We start from the raw sequence: 18177 nt of genomic DNA on the forward strand, positions 1-18177 counted from the left end.
CAATACTTCTATCGGTATCGTGGATTAAAAGAACAAAACGCTCCCAACGGGAGCTGAAATGAAGAACGTACACGGGCTGAAAAGAATTAATTCAGCCTATAAATGCAGTCATTTTCAGAGACTTACCCGACCCATACAAAATTCCGCCCCGTATCGTTCAGGTTGCCCATAACTTATCTTACATCAAACATGGATGATATGTGGCGTGTCGTAAAATTCATCATCCTCAAAGCGCCAGTATCCGATGAAATGCTTCCCTTCGCCTGCCCCTTCAATAAAGGGCTTGATCCACTCGATGAAGTGAGCTATTTGCTCGAATCCCAAGGAAATATAAGTTCGGATCACTACGTCGATATACTTTTCCCCATTCACTTCAACTATTTGAAGCTCACTATAGGGAAACCCCGCAAAGGATCCATCGTTCCTCCATAACATAAATTCCCAGTTTTCAGTTTGAAACAACGGGTGGTCCGGCGGATCAAAATCCGGTTCCTCTGCATCTATGCTCTTTGCAATATTGGTCATATAATCCAATGTTCGAATCACTATTTCCGGGGCATCGCTTCTAAGATTAAAAGCTACAACAAGTTCGCATGAATTCATTTAGCTCCTCCTAATTGGAATCAGGAAATAGGGTCGGGATGGTGGGGCTTTGATTCGCCTTTGCGCTCTTTGCCGCCCCACCATCCCTGTCCCCTCAAGCAATATTTTACGATGGGGCAAGGGGAAGAGCAAAAGGTCAGTTTTGTTTCCACCACCCATTTCCTAGTAAATCAACAGCCCTGAATTGGAATATAAAATACTGGGACAAATAGATTTGTTTTTTCAGAAAAACCACCTATCAACGGTTCCGTGTCTCAATAGACTTGTACCTGTGAATCCGGGTGGAATCGGTCCAGATTGACCGTCTCTGCCATCGCCCGATAGCCCGCGTCATTGGGGTGGAGGTGATCACCGGAATCGTAGGCTGGGTGGAGGCGGTCCGGGTCGGCAGGGTCGCGCAGGATCCTTTCAAAGTCGAACACCCCGTCAAAGGCACCGGAAGTACGGATCCATTCGTTCACTTTTTTCCGTTGGACGTTTCCTTCTTCGGTGTAATAATAAGCTCCTTTGTATGGCAACAAGGTGCCCCCGTAGATATTCAAGCCCCGCTTATGGGCTTGGGCGATGATCTGTTTCAAGCCTGCAATGATGTGCTCAGCGTCATCGGAAGGAGGATGGCCGATATCGTTGATGCCCTCCAGCAGGATCACATCGGTTACACCCGGTTGTCTCAACACATCCCGCTCCAGTCGGCTCAGGGCACTGGGTCCGTAGACCGGATCATCCCGCCGGATCTTATTTCCTGAGATGCCAGCGTTCATGACAGACATTCGGATCCCTTCCTGCCGCAGACGCACCGACAGAATATCCGGATAGCGATAGTTGGTGCTGTGAGTGGAGCCGGCTCCGTCAGTGATGGAATCCCCCAGGGTGACGATACCGCCAGTAGTTTGGGGATGAGGGATCACATCGATTCCCGTCAACCAATACCAGGCCTGAATCGATTGGGTAAAAGCGCCGGGTTCTGTCTGTGTCGCATAGTTACCCGGTCCGGAAATATAAGAGCGCTGTTTGGCGAGACGATGCCAGCTGATAGGACCACTCTCTCCAGGCACGTACAGGCTCACCGCCAGATCCTCTCCCGCCTTGACCTGGAAGCGAAGGGGGTCGCTGTGGGCTGTCATCCCCGGTTCAATGGTGACACTCTCCTTTCCTCCGAAAGTGACCCGGTTGTTGGTATGGGGAAGCAAGGCCGCTCCCTCCTCTACCTTCCCAATATAAATATCCTGGAAGGTGACCGGCTGCTGTCCAAATTGATTGGAGAGGCGGATCCGCACTTTTTTTCCATCCAGATGGGGATGGATGATCTGACGCAATGTCCGGTTCTCCACTCCTTTCAAGGCCTCTCCAGAAGGTTCCTGGTGACTAGCCATCCAGACTCCCATCCATGGTGGCTCCGGTTTGACCGCCTCCGCCTCTTCCTGGGCGTCCCAATGGAACGCGGCCCAGATTCCCCAGATCAGTGCCGCCACCCCGATCAATATTTTCTTCATTCTCTTCCGTCCCCTTGTACTCCGATAGTGGAAGATTCACTATGTATTCTTACGCTATTTTACCCGGTAATTTCCTTACGGTTCAACCGGTACTCTAATTTGTTCACTATTTGTACAATTACAACTATTGCCTGCGGGTTCCCTGAGATCCAAATGAACCCTTTTCTATAGACGTTGATCCATAACTGGAGTCGGGATGAGGTTTCACATGGAATGATTCCACCTCGCAAGAACATGTGAAACCTTACTCTAACCCCCTGCAAACGTAGCAAATCACAACACTTCTAATAGACTTCGTAATTTTGACCCGTTTGCGCCCCGTCAACACTTTTTTTATAAGCAAGGGCTACACGAGCGGCAGGAACGGCTGCAAAACCGGGGAAAAACTTATCGTATTTATCCCATGATTCTTGTAAGACATTGGGGTTGACACTGTTTATACGAATTGCCCTAGGCATTTCAATGGCGGCAGATTTGACGAATGCCTTGACGCCTCCATTGGCCATCGCTGCCGATGCCCCTTGCGGGATCGGGTCATCCATCATGATTCCCGTTGTTAAAGTGAAACTCCCACCCTCATTTATATAGTCCATCCCTAAAAGCACTAGATTGATTTGACCTTTCAGTTTGCCTTCGATTCCGACTTCATTTACCTCCGGAGTCAACTCTGAAACCGGCGCAAAATGCGCACCGCCTGCTGCGCTGACTAGGGCATCCACTGGGCCTGTCTGTTCATACATCTGCTGAATACTCGCAACTGAAGTTATATCCACTGAAACATCTGAGCCATTTCGTCCGGCACAAATGATTTCATGATTTTTCCCCAATACTTCAGTGACTGCTTTTCCGATCGTGCCACTGGCGCCAACAACTATGACTTTCATTTTTGATGCCACCTTTCAGTTCCGAGCATCGTTGTTTTCTGGTCCACCCGAATCTCTGTTCAGTTTAACAATGAAGCATGATTCTTACCAGCTCCGACCAGAACAGTTCCAACTGTGGCATCCTAGGCACGATATTTCTGAAATCCCAGCGAAGCCATTCGGCTGGATGGGTTTTGAATCCATTTATACGTTGGTTCCTGTGTTATCATGGACACAGAAATCCAAGCAGCCGGGGTGATTTGGTGAAACGGTTCGGCATCTCGGGCCCTCTGTGGTGGGCCCTCTTTCTGGTGGGTGTTCTGGCCGTCCATTTTTTCATTACCTTTTGGTATCTGACACCCAACAACCCTGTGAAAAGCAAGTGGTGGGACTCACTGTACGCTTATATGGACCCTTTGTTCACTCAGAATTGGAAACTCTTCGCCCCCAATCCGGTCTCCCAACATCAGGATGTCTGGGCTAAAGCCCGGGTGAAAAATCCTGCCAATGGCCAGGTTCAAGAGACAGACTGGCAAAACATCACCGCTCCTATGATCCAGGAGAAGCAACCGAAGCGAATCTCTTCAGAAGATCGGATCCTGCGGCAGATTAATGTAGGGGCTCGCCAATTCCGGAGTAAGGACCCGAAGGAGAAACAAGAGGGGGAGTGGATTCTACAACGGTCGGCCTCCACGGCTTTGGGACAAGCTTTACCTGACAGTCATCTCTCCCAGGTCAAAATCCGAGTAGTGACCAATCTCTTCCCTCGCTTTCAGAATCGGCACAAGGGGGATGATGAAACCCCGCTTCATTTTCAAGAGTCCGGATGGTTAAAATATCAACCGGCAGATCCCTCTCCAGCAAAGGAGTGGCCGGAATGATCAAAGGACTGGAACACTTCCTGACCACACGCCATTTGCTGATCGGAACCGGTCTGATGCGCATTTTCCTCGGAATCGGGATCTTATATCATCTATTTTTCCACTACCGGGAACGACATCTGCTGTGGGGAGCCGGCGGATTGTGGCCGACGGACAAGTTTTTAGAAGCGTCGGCAGAGCGGGGGATTCTCACCCTGTTCCATTGGACGGATTCCCCTTGGTTTTTCGAAGGTGTCTACCATCTCGCGATCCTGGTCGTCCTGATGTTCACCTTGGGATTTCGGACCCGGTTGGCAACCGTACTCACTTTTTTGCTGTTCTGGTCCTTGTATTACCGCAACCCTTTCATCACAAACGGCGGCGAGAATATTGTGCGCATACAACTCTTCTATCTGATGTTTACCCAGGCGGGAGCCGCTTGTTCCCTGGATCGGTGGTTACAAAAACGGAAACCAAGGAAACCACCCAACCGGCTTGCCCCTTATGGAACGGTTCTGCACAATATGGCAACGGCAGCCATTATCATCCAACTGATATTTATGTATTTCACATCGGGTATATATAAAGTGATGGGATCGATGTGGCAGGAAGGGACCGCTGTCTATTATGCGATGCGAGTGCAGGATTATGTCTGGCCTGGGGTGAGCCCCTGGTTCTGGCAATCGGAAACGGTGATCGTTTTCCTCAGCTATGCCTCCGTATTGTTCCAAGTAGCCTTTCCTTTTCTCCTTCTCAACCGCTACACCAAATACCTGGCTCTGTTGGGAGTGTTCAGCTTCCACACTGGAGTAGGGTTGATGATGAATCTGAGTCTATTCTCCTGGTATATGATCTCTTGTGAATGGATCCTGCTCAGCGATAGGGATTACCACCGCCTGGTCCGCTTCGGTAAAGGGGTCCGAGCCAAAGGAGGTGCCTGGATCTTGAAGCATCGACCCGCTTTTTTCACCCGTTGGGAGGTAACGGTCTTTTATGATGGTTGGTGTCCTTTCTGTACCCAAAGCGTAAACACCGCTCGCCGGCTGGATTGGCTTCGTCTGTTGAAGTTTGTCTCCTTCCGGGAGCCTGGGGTCCCGGAACGTTTTGGCCTCGACCCTGACCGGCTGGAAAAACGGCTGCACAGCACCGGAGACGGAAAAACCTTTCACGAGGGAATCGACGGAATCCTGCAGATGGTGACCCGCCTCCCCCTCCTGTGGCCGGCGGTCCCCTTTTTATTTTTCTCCCGGTGGCTGGGCTTCGGACAGCGGGTCTACGACTGGATCGCCGCCCGCCGCACTCTTCTCCCCACAGGGGGCTGTGACGAACACTGCTCCATCGAGGATCCAAAAAAATCCTCATGACATGGACCATCCACTAGAAAAACACCGGATCGGGAAATTCGGTGTTTTTCCAGTGCTGTCTTCCACTCTTTCCGATCTGATTCGGCTTGCACTCATTCACAGGAAGGGGTTTCGGGAGCAGGGTTGTTCGTAACCATGCCAAACCATTATAAACAAGCAGACGTCTGGGGTAGACGCCTGCTTGTTTATTTGAAAAAACTGATCCACTCCAGAGCTGTGTTTAACCAGGAGACGAGGCCAGAATCAAAACTGACGTTTCGCTCTTCCCTTGCCCCATCATAAAATATGGCCATTCACACGTCTGTCTTGAATTATTTTACGGAGACCTCCATCTTCACTTGGGCATCGCCAGCGAACACGATGGTTCCTCCCTTAGGAAGTTTCACTTCCTGATCGCCGCTGACCACACTGAAGTTTTCACAAAGACCTGTTTTGTCATATACGGCAAAGGATGCTTTTTCGGGCATGGTCACCTTCATCGTCTTGCCCGCAGCCTGCTCGGATACCTTGTACCATTGGGCATGACCGCTCGCCGGGATCGTCACCGATGAATTTGTAACAGTATCGATCGGTTTCAACCCATCCTCACGCACATACTGGGTTCCTAAGCTGGAGAGGTATTCAACTCCGTCTTTTTGATAGAACTCAAAGGTCTGGAGATCTCGGCCGTACATCGTCGGAATTTGTAATTCACTACCCGATGTGTTGGTCCCTGTTATTTTTTGGTCTGCGATATATCCAGGTGTTTCTTTGGGCAAGTTCAGTTTAAGAGTAGACATCAACAGATACGTCATCGATGTATACTTCTCGCTGATCGGATAATACCTCTTCCCGTCACGCTCTTTCCATGTAGCTGCTGTTTTATCCGATATTTCATGATCTTCAATCTTCTGAGCGGAGTAATGAGATAGAGCGGTCTGACCGAGCCCCGGCATCGAAATATACGTTTGATTCCACAGGTACGTACGACCCGCCAGCTTCACAAAATTGACCTTGTCGCTCCCATCTGGGCTTACAAAGGAACCGTCCCCAGTATACACATATTTCTCAGGGGGAGCTTCCGGCATGAGCGGCGAAGATTCCGTTGTATTCAATGATGATACCGTCATTTCACCGTCTTTGCTGATTTCCACCTTTTTGGATTCCCTCGAAGATCCGTATATGCCCGCTTCTTTTCGTAGACTTGTCGGGAGATCCGCCTGCTCCGGTTTGCCGTGGGATTTCGCGGGCTTCAGCTTGTCAATGTCTCCTTTCTCTTTCAATGCATGAAGCAGAATTTGATTCCCTAACAATTGATCTGTCAAGCTGTCGCCCCCGGAAGTGAGAACGGCCACCGCCATCTTTTTTTCAGGAAGCACCACGAGGGATGCGTGATACAGGTTGGTGTCTCCCCCTTTGCTCAGTGCCTTGATGTTGTAGTCACTGAAGGGGAATAGATGGACACTGTCCCAACCGAGTCCAAAATTAAACGTGTTATCTGTCTCTTCTGGCCACATGCCTTTTTTATACTCTTCTTTCTCCATGGCACTTATAGATTTTTTCGAAAGTATGCCTTCCCTTTGTCCCGTAAAGATTTGTGAGAAGCGGGCCAAGTCTTCTGCTGTGGAGTAGATTCCACCAGCTCCGATCACATTGACAGACTCGTTTGGCAATTGTCCCTTAAATTTAGCAGTTGGATCATAGAGGCCCGCCATTTGGGAAGTATCGACTGAATCCATCGGTGTTTTGGTATGGGACATCCCCAGCGGTTTCGTAAAGTGCTGATGAATATAAGAAGTAAAGTCCATCCCGCTGACCTTCTCCACCATAATTTCCGCCAGCGTAAACCCATCGTTACAGTAAACTGAATACTGACCGGGATCAGCCTTCAACTTTTGCTCTGCCAATTGTTTCAACAACGTATCGTGAGCATAGCTGTCGTTATCCTCCATAAGCAAAGAGTTGGCCATGGACGATCCATAGAGACCGGAGGAGTGATTCAACAACATGCGCGGTGTAATCTTCTGATACCGTTCGTCTTTCATCTTAAAATCAGGGACATACTCGACGACAGGTGTATCCAAATCAATTTTCTTCTCATCCACCAGCTTCATTACGGCCGCTGCTACGAACATTTTGCTCGTGGATCCGATGCCGTACATGGTCTTCCCTGTCAGCGGTTGTTTTCCTTTCTCGTCATTCCGGCCGGTCTGACCGGATACGACAATCTGGTCATGATCGATCAGTGCATACTGAACACTGGTCATACCGTATTTATCTGTAAGGAGTTTCGCCTTCTCTCCTGCGACCTTCTGTGTTTTCTCATAAGAAGATGCATTTGCTTTTTTGTCGGTATCTAATATGCCTGCGTCAAACATCTCTAAGATTCCTGCAATCACAACCAAGATCACCACAATCGGCACTGCCAGTATCCAGAGTCCTTTTTTTGTCATGGGAGCCTCCTGTTTTGAATTTGATAAGGGTTTGAGTTGAAAACTCCATTCGCATCAACTGCTCCTGGAGGTTTCACCCAGCGGAATACATCAACTTACATCCACCCGATCGATGTTCCGAAAGCTCAGGTAGGTGAAAAAGATCCCCAATGCAGCCAAAGTCAGTGGAACCGCCGTGATGGAACTCAGAGAGAAGCCATCATTGTTGGAAACTACGATTGCCACGATGAAAATGGATGAAACGACTGTAGCCACCACGGAATTCTTGCGAAGGCCCAGCACAAGGGATAGTAAACTCATCCCTGCAGCGCCAACGGCTTGCGTGAGGACATAGATGGCATGCTGGGTCAGCAGGCTTGTCGTTAAAGTACCCGACACCTCACCCACCACGTGATTGACCCCGATCAGCAGTGCGTCTACAAGCAAATTGGCCAAGATGATATTGATAAAGGTCCAAGAGAAAACAATGGACAGCTTGGCAAAAATCAGTTTCTTGCGGTTCACCGGGTAAGCAAAAAGAAGACCGATCGTTTTATCTCTGAATTCGTTAATAATGAGCCTGGAAATGAGTACTGACGCATAAATCACAAATGTTGCGCGCACCAATGTATCCACCAAAGTCAACATGCTTGAATAGCTATGAAAGGGACTCTCTCCCGGTCCTATCATGCTGGAAAAGTAAAAGAGCAAGCTCACACTGACAATGCCCACATAAGCCAACAAAGATCCCCAAACATAACCGGTAAAAAGCTTTTTCTTAAATTCCAGTTTGATGAGATGCATCATCTTGGCCGCCTCCCTTCACCATCTCGAAGAAATAATCTTCTAATGTTTGATGATAGCGATGGATCGATTCAATCGGCACATCGTTTAGTACCAGCTCTTTGGATAGGGCCTCCTGGGAAACCCCCTCATCGTAAACTCGAATGGCGCGGTCGCCGATTTGTTTGAAATTTTCCAAATCCAGTTGATCCGTAAGCACAAAGGAAGCACGGGTAATATTCGATGTGACAATTTCCACATATGCCGTGGTCGATGCGTGAACATCCTCCATAGATACCTCGCGAACCAATCGTCCCTGATGGATCACACCGATCGTATCCGCGACCTGCTCAATCTCCGAAAGCAGATGACTGGAAATTAATAGCGTGATACCCCATTCGTCACGCAACCTGCGAAATAAGTTCCGCATGAGTTGGATGCCTTCTGGGTCCAAGGCGTTTACAGGTTCATCCAATAAGAGCAATTCGGGCCGTGTTGAGATGGCGCGAGCAATCGCAAGCCGTTGTTTCATGCCTAAGGAGAATTGTTTGACAGGCTTGTTTTTGACTCCTAGAAGTTGCACCATCTCCATCGCTTCGCGAAAATCCTTTTCATTGTAATATCCCATGTATTCGCCATGAATCTCTAGATTTTGCTGTGCAGTGAGCTTCTCATAGAAGATCGGCGTCTCGATCAAATGACCCATCCGCTTCAAGTGTTCCATCGAATTGACTAACAACCGTTCTCCGAACAATTCGATTTCACCACCGGTTGGCTTGACCAGCCCCAGTAGCATCTTCATCAGCGTCGATTTTCCGGCGCCATTGGGTCCGAGAAAACCATAGATCTCACCCTGGCGAACATTCATATTGACATTCGCCACCACTTCTGCTCCTTCATAACTCTTGCTGAGCAGTCGTGTCTGGATGATATTTGCCAAATTCCTCACTCCCCACTTCGTTTCGCTTATTTATAAGAATACCGTTGGGGTCTCACTTTTTAATAACGCAAACATTACTTATTCCTTAAGTTGTTGAGCAGATGGATGTTTGGATACAGGAAGGGTGACAGAAAAGCAAGTGCGCTGTCCTGGGATACTGTCCAAATGGATCCGGCCACCTATTTGCTCTGTTAGCCTCTTCGTAATAGCCAAGCCCAGCCCGCTGCCTTGTACACTGCGATTTCTGGAGTCATCCATGGTATACATTCGATCAAACACCCGAGCCTGATCCCCTCTGGGGATTCCCCGGCCCCGATCGATCACGTCAATCTGAAAGTTCCCTTGGATTCGTGTAAGAGATAAGCCCAAATAACCTCCATCGGAACCGTAACGGAGGGCATTAGATAACAGGTTGTCCAGAATTCGGGTTAAGACCTCTTCATTCGCATACACCCACGCCGGTTCTTCAGGCAGACGAATATCCACCTCCATATCCTGTTCGGAGAGGAGATCGAAGTAAGTCAGGATGCGTTGGCGACAGACCTCGCTTGCGTCTATGACGGAAAATGTGATGTCGTAGTCACCCGCCTCCAGTCTCGATAGATCGAAGAAAGCGATGACCAGTTCTTGCACTTGAATCGTTTTATGATATAACTGGCGGATCATTCTCTGGCGTTCCTCCTGAGACAATTCCACATTCCGGTCCAGCACCTCAGCGTAACCCATGATCACCGTCAGCGGCGTCTTCAAATCATGAGATACATTGGCCAACATCTTGCGCATCGCCCGTTCCATTTGCACATAATCGGAAGCCGACTGGCATGCCCGGTCCAGCAAGTCATTGAGAGAGCGAAGTAGCTGACGCAATTCTGGCTCTGTCGTCATGACCAGCAACCTCTCCTGTGTGAGAGGTTGGCTCTTATCTGTGAATTTTTCCATCTTTCGGTTGATATAATCCAGATCTCTTCGTAATGACCGTTTGGAAGCCCGCTCACGTAGATATAATAAAAAAAATCCAATCGCCACTATGAGTCCCATCCAGCCGAACCCGACCATTTATTTCTCCCCCAACCGATAACCGATGCCCCACAACGTACAGACATAACGTGGATGGGAAGGATCGTCCTCAATCTTCTCCCGCAAACGTCTCATATGTACGTTAATGACGTTATCATCGCCGTAGTATTCTTCCTTCCATACGAGTTGATAGATCATCGCTTTCGTGAAAACTCGTGTGGGATGCTGCACGAACAGCTTCAGAATCTGAAATTCCTTCGCCGTCAGCTTAATCTCCCGGTTTTTCTTCAATACCTTGAAATTGTCAGGATCTACAACTAAATCACCGACGGTCAGCAACTGCTGCGACTCCATGCCCGAATCGGGATGGGAATATTGCGTCGCCCTGCGAATAGATGCTTCGACCCGAGCGGCCAATTCCATGAGGGAGAAGGGCTTGGCAATATAGTCATCAGCGCCAAATCGCAATCCCAATGTTTTATCGACTTCCCCATCCTTTGCCGACAGAATCAGAATGGGCACCTGGCTTTGCTCACGGATTTGTCGCAATACCTCCAATCCGTTCAGCTTCGGCAACATCAAATCCAACAGGACCAGGTCATAATGGTCTGACGTGAACTGTTGAAGTGCATGTTCACCGTCGTGAACCACTGTAGATTGATAGCCTTCTTTTGCTAAGTAATCCGCCACCATGTCACTGATCGCCTGGTCATCCTCGATAATCAGCAAATTTCCCTCCATCGCATAACCCTCCTGATTCTACTGATGTTGTTTTTTTTCGGATCCATGTTACCCATTTTCGGATCTGGCGCATACCGATTCATCCCTTGCCAATAAAAAACGTCCTCACTCCATCCAATTGGAAAGGAGGCTCTTTGAAAAACAGGCTGTCGAGAATTTTTCCCGACAGCCTGACCGTCTGGAATGACATTGAGCTTTCAAAACCATTGTGCACAAAGGGGCTTCTTTTTTTCAAATTTGGTTTTGGTTAATCGACAGCCCTAGCACCGTCTACCCGATCTAATATAGATAACTCCCTCAGCTAATTTCTTGGCTTCTCTCCTGCACCGGGATTTGGCGTCCGAATCGATGCATCTTGACTTCAAACGTCTCAATTAATTTTTTTATTTTTTTACTTTCTCACCTAATATAGGTGCTATTTGATCAAATAGATCTGGATCCATATTAAACACCTTTAGCTGTGAATTGATTATCTCTAAAACATCGTAGTATGCAAAGTTAAGTCCATTATTAAATTCGTCCCCGTTCTTCAGTGAATCATTGTACTTCTCCTGGAATGATATCAATTAAATCAGATAGAAACGACTGTAACTCACTATCCATTCCTTACTCCTCCTGACTAATTTCTTTCCTTCAGAATGTCTTCAAGTATAGCCTTCTGTTCTTTTTGCCTTTTTATATCGGATGGCCATTTTTTGTTAATAACGCCTTTTGTTGTCTTGGATCAAGCTCTTTGAAACCAGGAATGTACTTTGTAGGATTCTTAATCTTATCTTCATGTTCTTCAATTTGTTTTTGAATCGAAGATATCCCCTTGTTAATCTGGTCATTGGATTTTGAAACATATTGCTTATAGAAGCCTGAATGTTTTCCGCCTTCCTTTGCAACTTTATAGTGGGGACTAAAAGGACACCCACACGCAGTCTTTTTCCCTTTCCGGGCCACGTCGTCTAAGTTTTTCTTGCCTGCGGTTAAGGCTTTGTCGCCGTACTTCAGGGCCATTTTCCCGCCCTTCACCGGTTTGGCGATGGGAACTACCAATGCGCCTCGAAAGAGGCGTTCTCCCCATCCGATCTCGTTGCCATCTTCATCCACTCCGGTGATGGCTGCTTTGGCGTCGTGAAAACCGATGAAATCCAGCGCTACATCTCCAGCTCCTTTGGCAAACTGTAACGCCGCGTTTTCATCCTCTTCTTCGGGAGGTGGGGGGCTATCGAGCTTTGGAGAGGGTGATTGCTCGGTACCCGTTTCTTCAGTTGGAGGGGCTTCCCCTGCTCCTGGACTTGATTCACCTGTTGCTATCTATTTTAGGACTCCTCATAATTTTAATGCACCGTTTACTCGATCTAATATAGATAACTCCCTCAGCTAATTCTAAGGGAGTACCATTATTCAACAAGTCGATACTATGATTCGACTCATCTTGTCACGAGCATACGGAAATCAATCCCATTTATTATAATCAATCTTCAATGACTCTTTTCCCGCTTTTTCAATTTCATGATGATCCAAATACATCCTCACTTTGTTTACTTCTTGTTCCCAATCAGGTCCACTATGTATATCAACATAGTAAATAAAGTCTTCTATTAACCCTTTATTTACTGGATCTAATTGAATCGCTTTTTTGTACGCAAAAAACATAAAATAAACATCTAAATACATCAGATCACTAATGTCTTTGTCCAAAGCATGGATGAGCACACTTGCGTCTGTTTCATCTTTTATTTGGTCAATCAAAAAATCATACTGATCACTGATCGCCTGCTCAGGAGAAATTTTGTAGCTCTTGTACATATTAAGTAACTCTTCAATTCCCTGCGATATCTTGTTCAAATGAGTTCATCCTCGAATATTAAATTCTAAACAATTAAACGTCGCCAATCTCCCCTTCGCTCACCAATTTCCTTTTTCAAAATCCTCATGATCAATCTCTTTAATGTATACCGAAATCCATAATACCGTATGTTCCACAGGATCCGTTTCAATATAGATCCCCTTTGGACTGCAGTAGACTTCTTCAAAATCATCGTAGACAAAACTTGGTTCTCGTAGTAATACATCCTCAATAGGCATGCCTATTTTGATATTCCCAAACAGCGTTCCCTTATAGTTTTCCAACGCAGTCATTTTAAACAGCCGTCCATTTACAACGTTAAAGCACAGATCAACTGAACTTTCAATTTCGTACCTGATTAGGAATTTCTCCAATAATACAGGTTCTACTTTCGACTGTTCAATTAAATCGTACAGTTCACTAATATGACTATACAATTTAATATTTCCCATTCCCTCCCATGGAATAATCGGTGCATTTAATTCTATCAACTTTATTTCCTCCCTGAAAAAATGATTTTCGCAGTCTCAGATCCATCCGTTTTGTATGTACTTTCAGACCCATCAACAACTTTAATTATACCCTGATCACTTGTGCTTATTTTAATGTAAGGGTTTACTCCATGTCTTCCTCCACCAGGCGAAACCTGAACTTGAGTGATATTCTTACCCTGACCCGGATTGTTAATCTTAATAATTTTAGCTCCTGAACGTGACCTTCTTGATTTTTCAACCGTAACATCATATCCCGATTCTCTTAACATATCAGCCACTTCATTTGCTGACTTCCCACTAAAAACCTTGGGATTTGACTCTATTGCTTCGATAGTTATTCTGCCATTTTTAAGTATGGAAGGACACCCACACGCGGTCTTTTTCCCTTTCCGGGCCACGTCGTCTAAGTTTTTCTTGCCTGCGGTTAAGGCTTTGTCGCCGTACTTCAGGGCCATTTTTCCGCCCTTCACCGGTTTAGCGATGGGCACTACCAAAGCGCCTCGGAAAAGGCGTTCTCCCCATCCGATCTCGTTTCCCTCTTCATCCACTCCGGTGATCGCTGCTTTGGCGTCGTGAAAACCGATGAAATCCAGCGCTACATCTCCAGCTCCTTTGGCAAACTGTAACGCCGCGTTTTCATCCTCTTCTTCGGGAGGTGGGGGGCTATCGAGCTTTGGAGAGGGTGATTGCTCGGTACCCGTTTCTTCAGTTGGAGGGGCTTCCCCTGCTCCTGGACTTGCTCCATCCCCGGTCAGATCCCCGTCAATCACAGCTTGGATTTTCCCCTGGATCATTCCTGCCATCTCATCCCCACTAAGGGCATGATACACTGCCATGGCCAAAATGGCCACTGCCGCTAATACCACGATATACTCTACCGTGGAAGCCCCTTTGCGCTTCCACCTCTCATCCATTTGAGGATTCATTTTCCCTCCTCCTTTTCGGATGAAACCGGCGCCATTCTGGATAATGGATAGATCACAAAATCTACACGCCCTTCCATCTTTTCTAAGGGGACCGGTCCAAAATCACGACTATCTGAGCTGTTTTCAGAATGGTCCCCCAATACAAATACATGTCCTTCAGGAACTTGGATAGAGCCCAGTGGGGTCTGGGGCGAAGACAGGATCCGCCGCCCGTTCACAAACAGCCCAGTTTGATTCGCTTCCACTTGATCTCCCGGACAAGCTGCGATACGTTTGACATGCATCCATTCGGAGCCCTCCGGTTGAAACAGAACCACTTCCCCTCTCTTCCAAGAGTCAGGGGATAAACGAACTAACATCACATCATTTTCCTGCAGAGTGGGTTCCATACTGTCTCCACTTAATACATACCAGTCATAAGGTGAGAGAAGAATCAACAACCCCCAGGTCATACCCAGGATCACTGTAATTCCGAGCATCCGTAGAATTCGCTTTATCATATCGGTTCTCTCACAGGGGCATATACACAAAGCCCACAACGTATTTTAAAATCACCCACAAGACAGCCAATGAAACCAAAACAGTGGCTACCCCTTTCCAAAAGGAAAAATGATGGGCTTCAGCTGTACTTTTGATAAGGATCCCATAAAACCAGAGGGTCAAAAGCACATCCAGAAAGAAAAACAGGAAAAAGAAAGTGAGAAGAAGTGGATTGTGATCTATGTTGGGTGTATAAAGCGTAAAGGTCTCTTCTCCAAAACAAAGAGCCCGCACATACCACAAGAACAGCTTAGCTACATAGGGAATTACTGCCCAAGACAGTGCCCGATGCATCTCTTTCCAGTCGGCCTCTCCACCAATCAACCGACCTGCTCCCCAAAACATCCAACTGTAGAGGGACCAGATGCCAACACCGACAACCAAACCAATCGGAAGCGAGATTAACAACAAATAGGAGAGATCGTACCCATCCCCGTACTCGCTAAAAGAGATCTGATCCAATGTCAGACTGATCCCAAACAAAGGAATAAATAACCATGAGATCCGGGAAGGGTATGGATCATTCAACACCGATCGAATCGTTTGCCGCGTCCGATACCATATCGTCAACCAAGGCCTTTGTTCCACTAACCAGGACGAATCCACCGCCATCCTCCTTTGCTATATTCATCACAACCGGAAAAACCATGCCAATACGATGAATGGCAAGAGCAATAGAAGTCCTCCAAGTAAAAGAGAGAAAAGGCCACGCCAAGCGGAAAAGGAATGAGCTTCCCCCACACACTTGCACAGAACTACCACATACCAGATCAAGATGACGAGATCCACTAACCACATCACTATAAAAAACAGGAACAACAGGGGATTAGAACCTAGACTCGGCATAGATGATTGAAAAAGCTCCTCACCGAAGAAAGCCAGCTCCGGCACCCACAAAATCAGTTTCATGATAAAAGGGACTCCAGCCCAAGCAACGGCTGTTTCCATGTCTCTCCAAGTAGCTGTTCCATCCATGCTACGTCCAATCCAGTATGCAATTCCGGAGACAACAAACCAGTAGATCATGCCCAAAATGGGGCTGAGCAGGACTGAAAGAAGAAGGATCCAAGAAAAAGGAATCGAATCTCCAAGCTCTCGGATCGAGGCTTGTTCTAACCCTAAGGTCAAACCAAATAGAACAATCAAAAGCCATTCTCTTTTTTTATCAGGAAGCAGTACTGCTTCTCGAACCACTTGTCGGGGATGAATCCATATTTGCAAATATAAATGATCCATACAGCTATCTCCCTCAGTTACACTCATTTCTCTTAAACACCCAAAACCAGGGCTGTTGATTAACCAGAAAATGGGCAGCGGAAGGGAGTCGTGTGCTGCCAAAGCGACCTTTGCGCCACAGGCACTACAATCTCGATGGGCTGAAGCCCTGGAATAAAGGTAGCACCACAGGCACTACAATCTCGATAGCAAGGTTGCCATCCTACCCAGCGGAGAATCTGGAGGGAGGGCGTTTTGGGGCAACCTCTTCCCTGTGTTGCTTCCGTAAGGCTTTGCCCCTGCCCGATCGGAAGATTTGGAGCGGCCAGTTTTCACTTCCTTGCCGGATGGCAACGCTCGCGTGGGTGAACACGATCTCCCCACCCAAAATATGGCTAATCAACACGCCTGACCCAAAACATCATTTTGTAAAATCTACGAATATCATGTGATCTCTTTATAAGATTTGTGCTTCCTAAATATGTTTCTATATACTTTCTCAAGATACCTTCCGCGACAAAAGTATCTCAGCTAGCCTAGTAAAAAAACCACCTTTTATGTGACTAGTCCAGTTCCTCCTTTCAACAGCAGAGATCCAACTTATATACTCTAGATGAGCAAAACAGCTAACAGAAATAACCAGAAGCAGGATATGCCACGGTTAAGCGATGTTGAGCTGCTCTTTCACTTGTTTCAGTGGCACCGCCTGTTGGAACTGACGGTAGATCCAATCAACCCATCTGTGTTCCCGTCTGGAACGGATTCTCTGAAGACCAAGTGACTCGTCACCACTTCCCGTCTCGGCGCAATAGAAGTACGTCAAAAATACCAGAGTCCAGAAGCGTTCGATGGCACGAACGGAGCGGACACGGTAACGATCCCATGCATACTTCCCCTTCATCTGTTGAAAAAACGTTTCAATGGCCCAGCGGTTCGCATAGCGCTCCAGAATCTCTTCATCCTGAAGGGAGGCGTCTGTGCACAAGGTACACCGAAGGGCTTGATGCTTTCCAAACATTTCTTCCGGTCATGCTAAAAGCACCACCGCGTTTGCCATTCCATGGAGGGCCCCTTCATAGCGGTACACCCGGTAGGAAGCGTGTCCCACCGTCACGAGGCGGGTATCCGCTTTTCGGATGTAACCAGCGAAAGTAGAGGCCAGGGTCCGGACGCCCAGAGGAAACAAGACACGGTGGGTCTTAAGTCCACCGATGACCTGCAACCTTTTGGTGGAAGCGCAATCGACGATTTTTACCGAGGTGTACTAGGAGTCCATCAACAAATACGCCGGATGTTCAAAGGCCGGAAGCAATTCGAGAAGTTCGCATGTCAAGGCGATTTTGCTGACTCCGTCCTTGTCATAACGCTGAAAGGCGAAGGGAAGACAGCGATCCCCGCACCGAAGCAACAGGACCACGACCTGGTGCCCCCAAACCGGCCCCCCTTTGCCGTGCGAAAAATGAAAGTCGGCTGGTTGAATCGCCGACACCGCCTGTGACGAAGGCTTGGTTTTCTCACAAACGGAATCATCTAGAATGACGTAAATGGGAAGGCCGGTTCGTTGGGCGTGTTTTTGAATCTTACGCAGAGATCGTTGACTCAGGTGATGTTGCATCCACTGTTCGTCCCAGACTCCCCGGGTGAGGAAATGGCTCCACGTTGTACGGTGTCGACGTTCACAAATTAACGTGTTCACATCTGTCGGTGTCCCAGAGAAGCCTTTTTGTGTGGCCCCATCGATGAAATGGACGAGATGTTCAATCACAGGCTTGGTAAGGTACAGGTTGTACCTTTGTTTCTTCAGATAGTGGCGGATTGGATCCTGATGTGGTAAGTTGGGAGTATGAGACATGATCTTGGCTCCTTTGGTGGATGTGTTATGGTGACTCTATCCATACCATAAAGAGCCGTTCATGTCTCTGTTTTTTTGTCAATGGAAATTTCTTGGTGCGCTTTTGCTCATCTAGAGTTATATAATTGAATCAAAGGCAAGAACTGAACGGGGACCTGCTAAATCCTGGAGTATACATCAAATGAATGTTGCCAACTCCGCCCCCTTTTCATATAATCGGGAACACCGATCCTCACCC

20 protein-coding genes are annotated in these 18177 nt (G+C 47.5%); 2 read left to right on the plus strand and 18 right to left on the minus strand.

The window, feature by feature from the left end; genetic code table 11:
• Positions 1 to 183 precede the first annotated feature (183 nt).
• The 3 genes from JOD24_RS06605 to JOD24_RS06615 all read right to left on the minus strand — a co-directional run bounded on the left by JOD24_RS06605 (position 184) and on the right by JOD24_RS06615 (position 2980).
• On the minus strand, positions 184 to 603 hold the full coding sequence (locus JOD24_RS06605; RefSeq protein ID WP_380165833.1) for a hypothetical protein: 420 nt from the start codon (positions 601 to 603) through the stop codon (positions 184 to 186).
• 254 nt (positions 604 to 857) lie between these two features.
• The gene (locus JOD24_RS06610; RefSeq protein ID WP_380165831.1) at positions 858 to 2096 is read right to left on the minus strand and encodes an SGNH/GDSL hydrolase family protein; all 1239 of its coding nucleotides are present in this window, start codon (positions 2094 to 2096) and stop codon (positions 858 to 860) included.
• Between the two features lie 284 nt (positions 2097 to 2380).
• A complete protein-coding gene (locus tag JOD24_RS06615) occupies positions 2381 to 2980 on the minus strand; it encodes a short chain dehydrogenase (protein WP_429246579.1) in 600 nt (199 codons plus the stop codon).
• Positions 2981 to 3222: 242 nt separating this feature from the next.
• On the opposite strand from JOD24_RS06615, the gene JOD24_RS06620 reads away from it, so the two are divergent.
• Entirely contained in the window at positions 3223 to 3840 is a 618-nt protein-coding gene (locus JOD24_RS06620) for a DUF5819 family protein (protein WP_429246580.1), read from the plus strand.
• Entirely contained in the window at positions 3837 to 5183 is a 1347-nt protein-coding gene (locus JOD24_RS06625; protein WP_429246581.1) for a DCC1-like thiol-disulfide oxidoreductase family protein, read from the plus strand. The genes JOD24_RS06620 and JOD24_RS06625 overlap by 4 nt, the downstream gene beginning before the upstream one ends.
• Positions 5184 to 5494: 311 nt before the next feature.
• Here the strand turns inward: JOD24_RS06625 and JOD24_RS06630 are convergent, their stop codons facing one another.
• From JOD24_RS06630 to JOD24_RS06700, 15 genes are all read right to left on the minus strand, one after another.
• Positions 5495 to 7615 carry a serine hydrolase domain-containing protein gene (locus JOD24_RS06630; protein ID WP_380165825.1) on the minus strand — a complete coding sequence of 707 codons (2121 nt, stop codon included), beginning with the start codon at positions 7613 to 7615 and terminating at the stop codon, positions 5495 to 5497.
• A 90-nt stretch (positions 7616 to 7705) separates the two neighbouring features.
• Positions 7706 to 8401, minus strand: coding sequence for an ABC transporter permease (locus JOD24_RS06635; protein ID WP_429246582.1), 696 nt, complete (start codon positions 8399 to 8401; stop codon positions 7706 to 7708).
• On the minus strand, positions 8373 to 9317 hold the full coding sequence (locus tag JOD24_RS06640; RefSeq protein ID WP_429246583.1) for an ATP-binding cassette domain-containing protein: 945 nt from the start codon (positions 9315 to 9317) through the stop codon (positions 8373 to 8375). The genes JOD24_RS06635 and JOD24_RS06640 overlap by 29 nt, the downstream gene beginning before the upstream one ends.
• A gap of 78 nt (positions 9318 to 9395) precedes the next feature.
• Positions 9396 to 10373, minus strand: a complete 978-nt coding sequence (locus JOD24_RS06645) for a sensor histidine kinase (RefSeq protein ID WP_429246584.1) — start codon at positions 10371 to 10373, stop codon at positions 9396 to 9398.
• On the minus strand, positions 10374 to 11075 hold the full coding sequence (locus JOD24_RS06650) for a response regulator transcription factor (protein ID WP_380165817.1): 702 nt from the start codon (positions 11073 to 11075) through the stop codon (positions 10374 to 10376). It lies immediately after the preceding gene.
• A 675-nt stretch (positions 11076 to 11750) separates the two neighbouring features.
• The gene (locus JOD24_RS06655; RefSeq protein WP_380165815.1) at positions 11751 to 12170 is read right to left on the minus strand and encodes a hypothetical protein; all 420 of its coding nucleotides are present in this window, start codon (positions 12168 to 12170) and stop codon (positions 11751 to 11753) included.
• Between the two features lie 348 nt (positions 12171 to 12518).
• The gene (locus JOD24_RS06660; RefSeq protein ID WP_380165813.1) at positions 12519 to 12911 is read right to left on the minus strand and encodes a hypothetical protein; all 393 of its coding nucleotides are present in this window, start codon (positions 12909 to 12911) and stop codon (positions 12519 to 12521) included.
• Between the two features lie 60 nt (positions 12912 to 12971).
• Positions 12972 to 13403, minus strand: coding sequence for a hypothetical protein (locus JOD24_RS06665; protein WP_380165811.1), 432 nt, complete (start codon positions 13401 to 13403; stop codon positions 12972 to 12974).
• Between the two features lie 2 nt (positions 13404 to 13405).
• Positions 13406 to 14332, minus strand: coding sequence for a hypothetical protein (locus JOD24_RS06670; RefSeq protein ID WP_429246585.1), 927 nt, complete (start codon positions 14330 to 14332; stop codon positions 13406 to 13408).
• On the minus strand, positions 14329 to 14832 hold the full coding sequence (gene lepB, locus JOD24_RS06675) for a signal peptidase I (protein ID WP_380165805.1): 504 nt from the start codon (positions 14830 to 14832) through the stop codon (positions 14329 to 14331). Before lepB ends, JOD24_RS06670 begins: the two co-directional genes overlap by 4 nt.
• A 10-nt stretch (positions 14833 to 14842) precedes the next feature.
• Positions 14843 to 15478 (minus strand): YIP1 family protein, encoded by a 636-nt coding sequence (locus JOD24_RS06680; RefSeq protein ID WP_429246586.1) that lies wholly within the window; start codon positions 15476 to 15478, stop codon positions 14843 to 14845.
• Between the two features lie 24 nt (positions 15479 to 15502).
• On the minus strand, positions 15503 to 16108 hold the full coding sequence (locus JOD24_RS06685) for a Yip1 family protein (protein WP_429246587.1): 606 nt from the start codon (positions 16106 to 16108) through the stop codon (positions 15503 to 15505).
• Positions 16109 to 16748: 640 nt separating this feature from the next.
• On the minus strand, positions 16749 to 17105 hold the full coding sequence (locus tag JOD24_RS06690; RefSeq protein ID WP_380165799.1) for a transposase: 357 nt from the start codon (positions 17103 to 17105) through the stop codon (positions 16749 to 16751).
• A gap of 9 nt (positions 17106 to 17114) precedes the next feature.
• Positions 17115 to 17309, minus strand: a complete 195-nt coding sequence (locus JOD24_RS06695; protein WP_429246588.1) for a hypothetical protein — start codon at positions 17307 to 17309, stop codon at positions 17115 to 17117.
• Between the two features lie 42 nt (positions 17310 to 17351).
• Positions 17352 to 17939, minus strand: coding sequence for a hypothetical protein (locus JOD24_RS06700; RefSeq protein ID WP_429246589.1), 588 nt, complete (start codon positions 17937 to 17939; stop codon positions 17352 to 17354).
• Between the last annotated feature and the right edge of the window lie 238 nt (positions 17940 to 18177).

The sequence above is a fragment of the Kroppenstedtia sanguinis genome (assembly GCF_050433445.1).
Taxonomy (GTDB): domain Bacteria; phylum Bacillota; class Bacilli; order Thermoactinomycetales; family DSM-45169; genus Kroppenstedtia; species Kroppenstedtia sanguinis.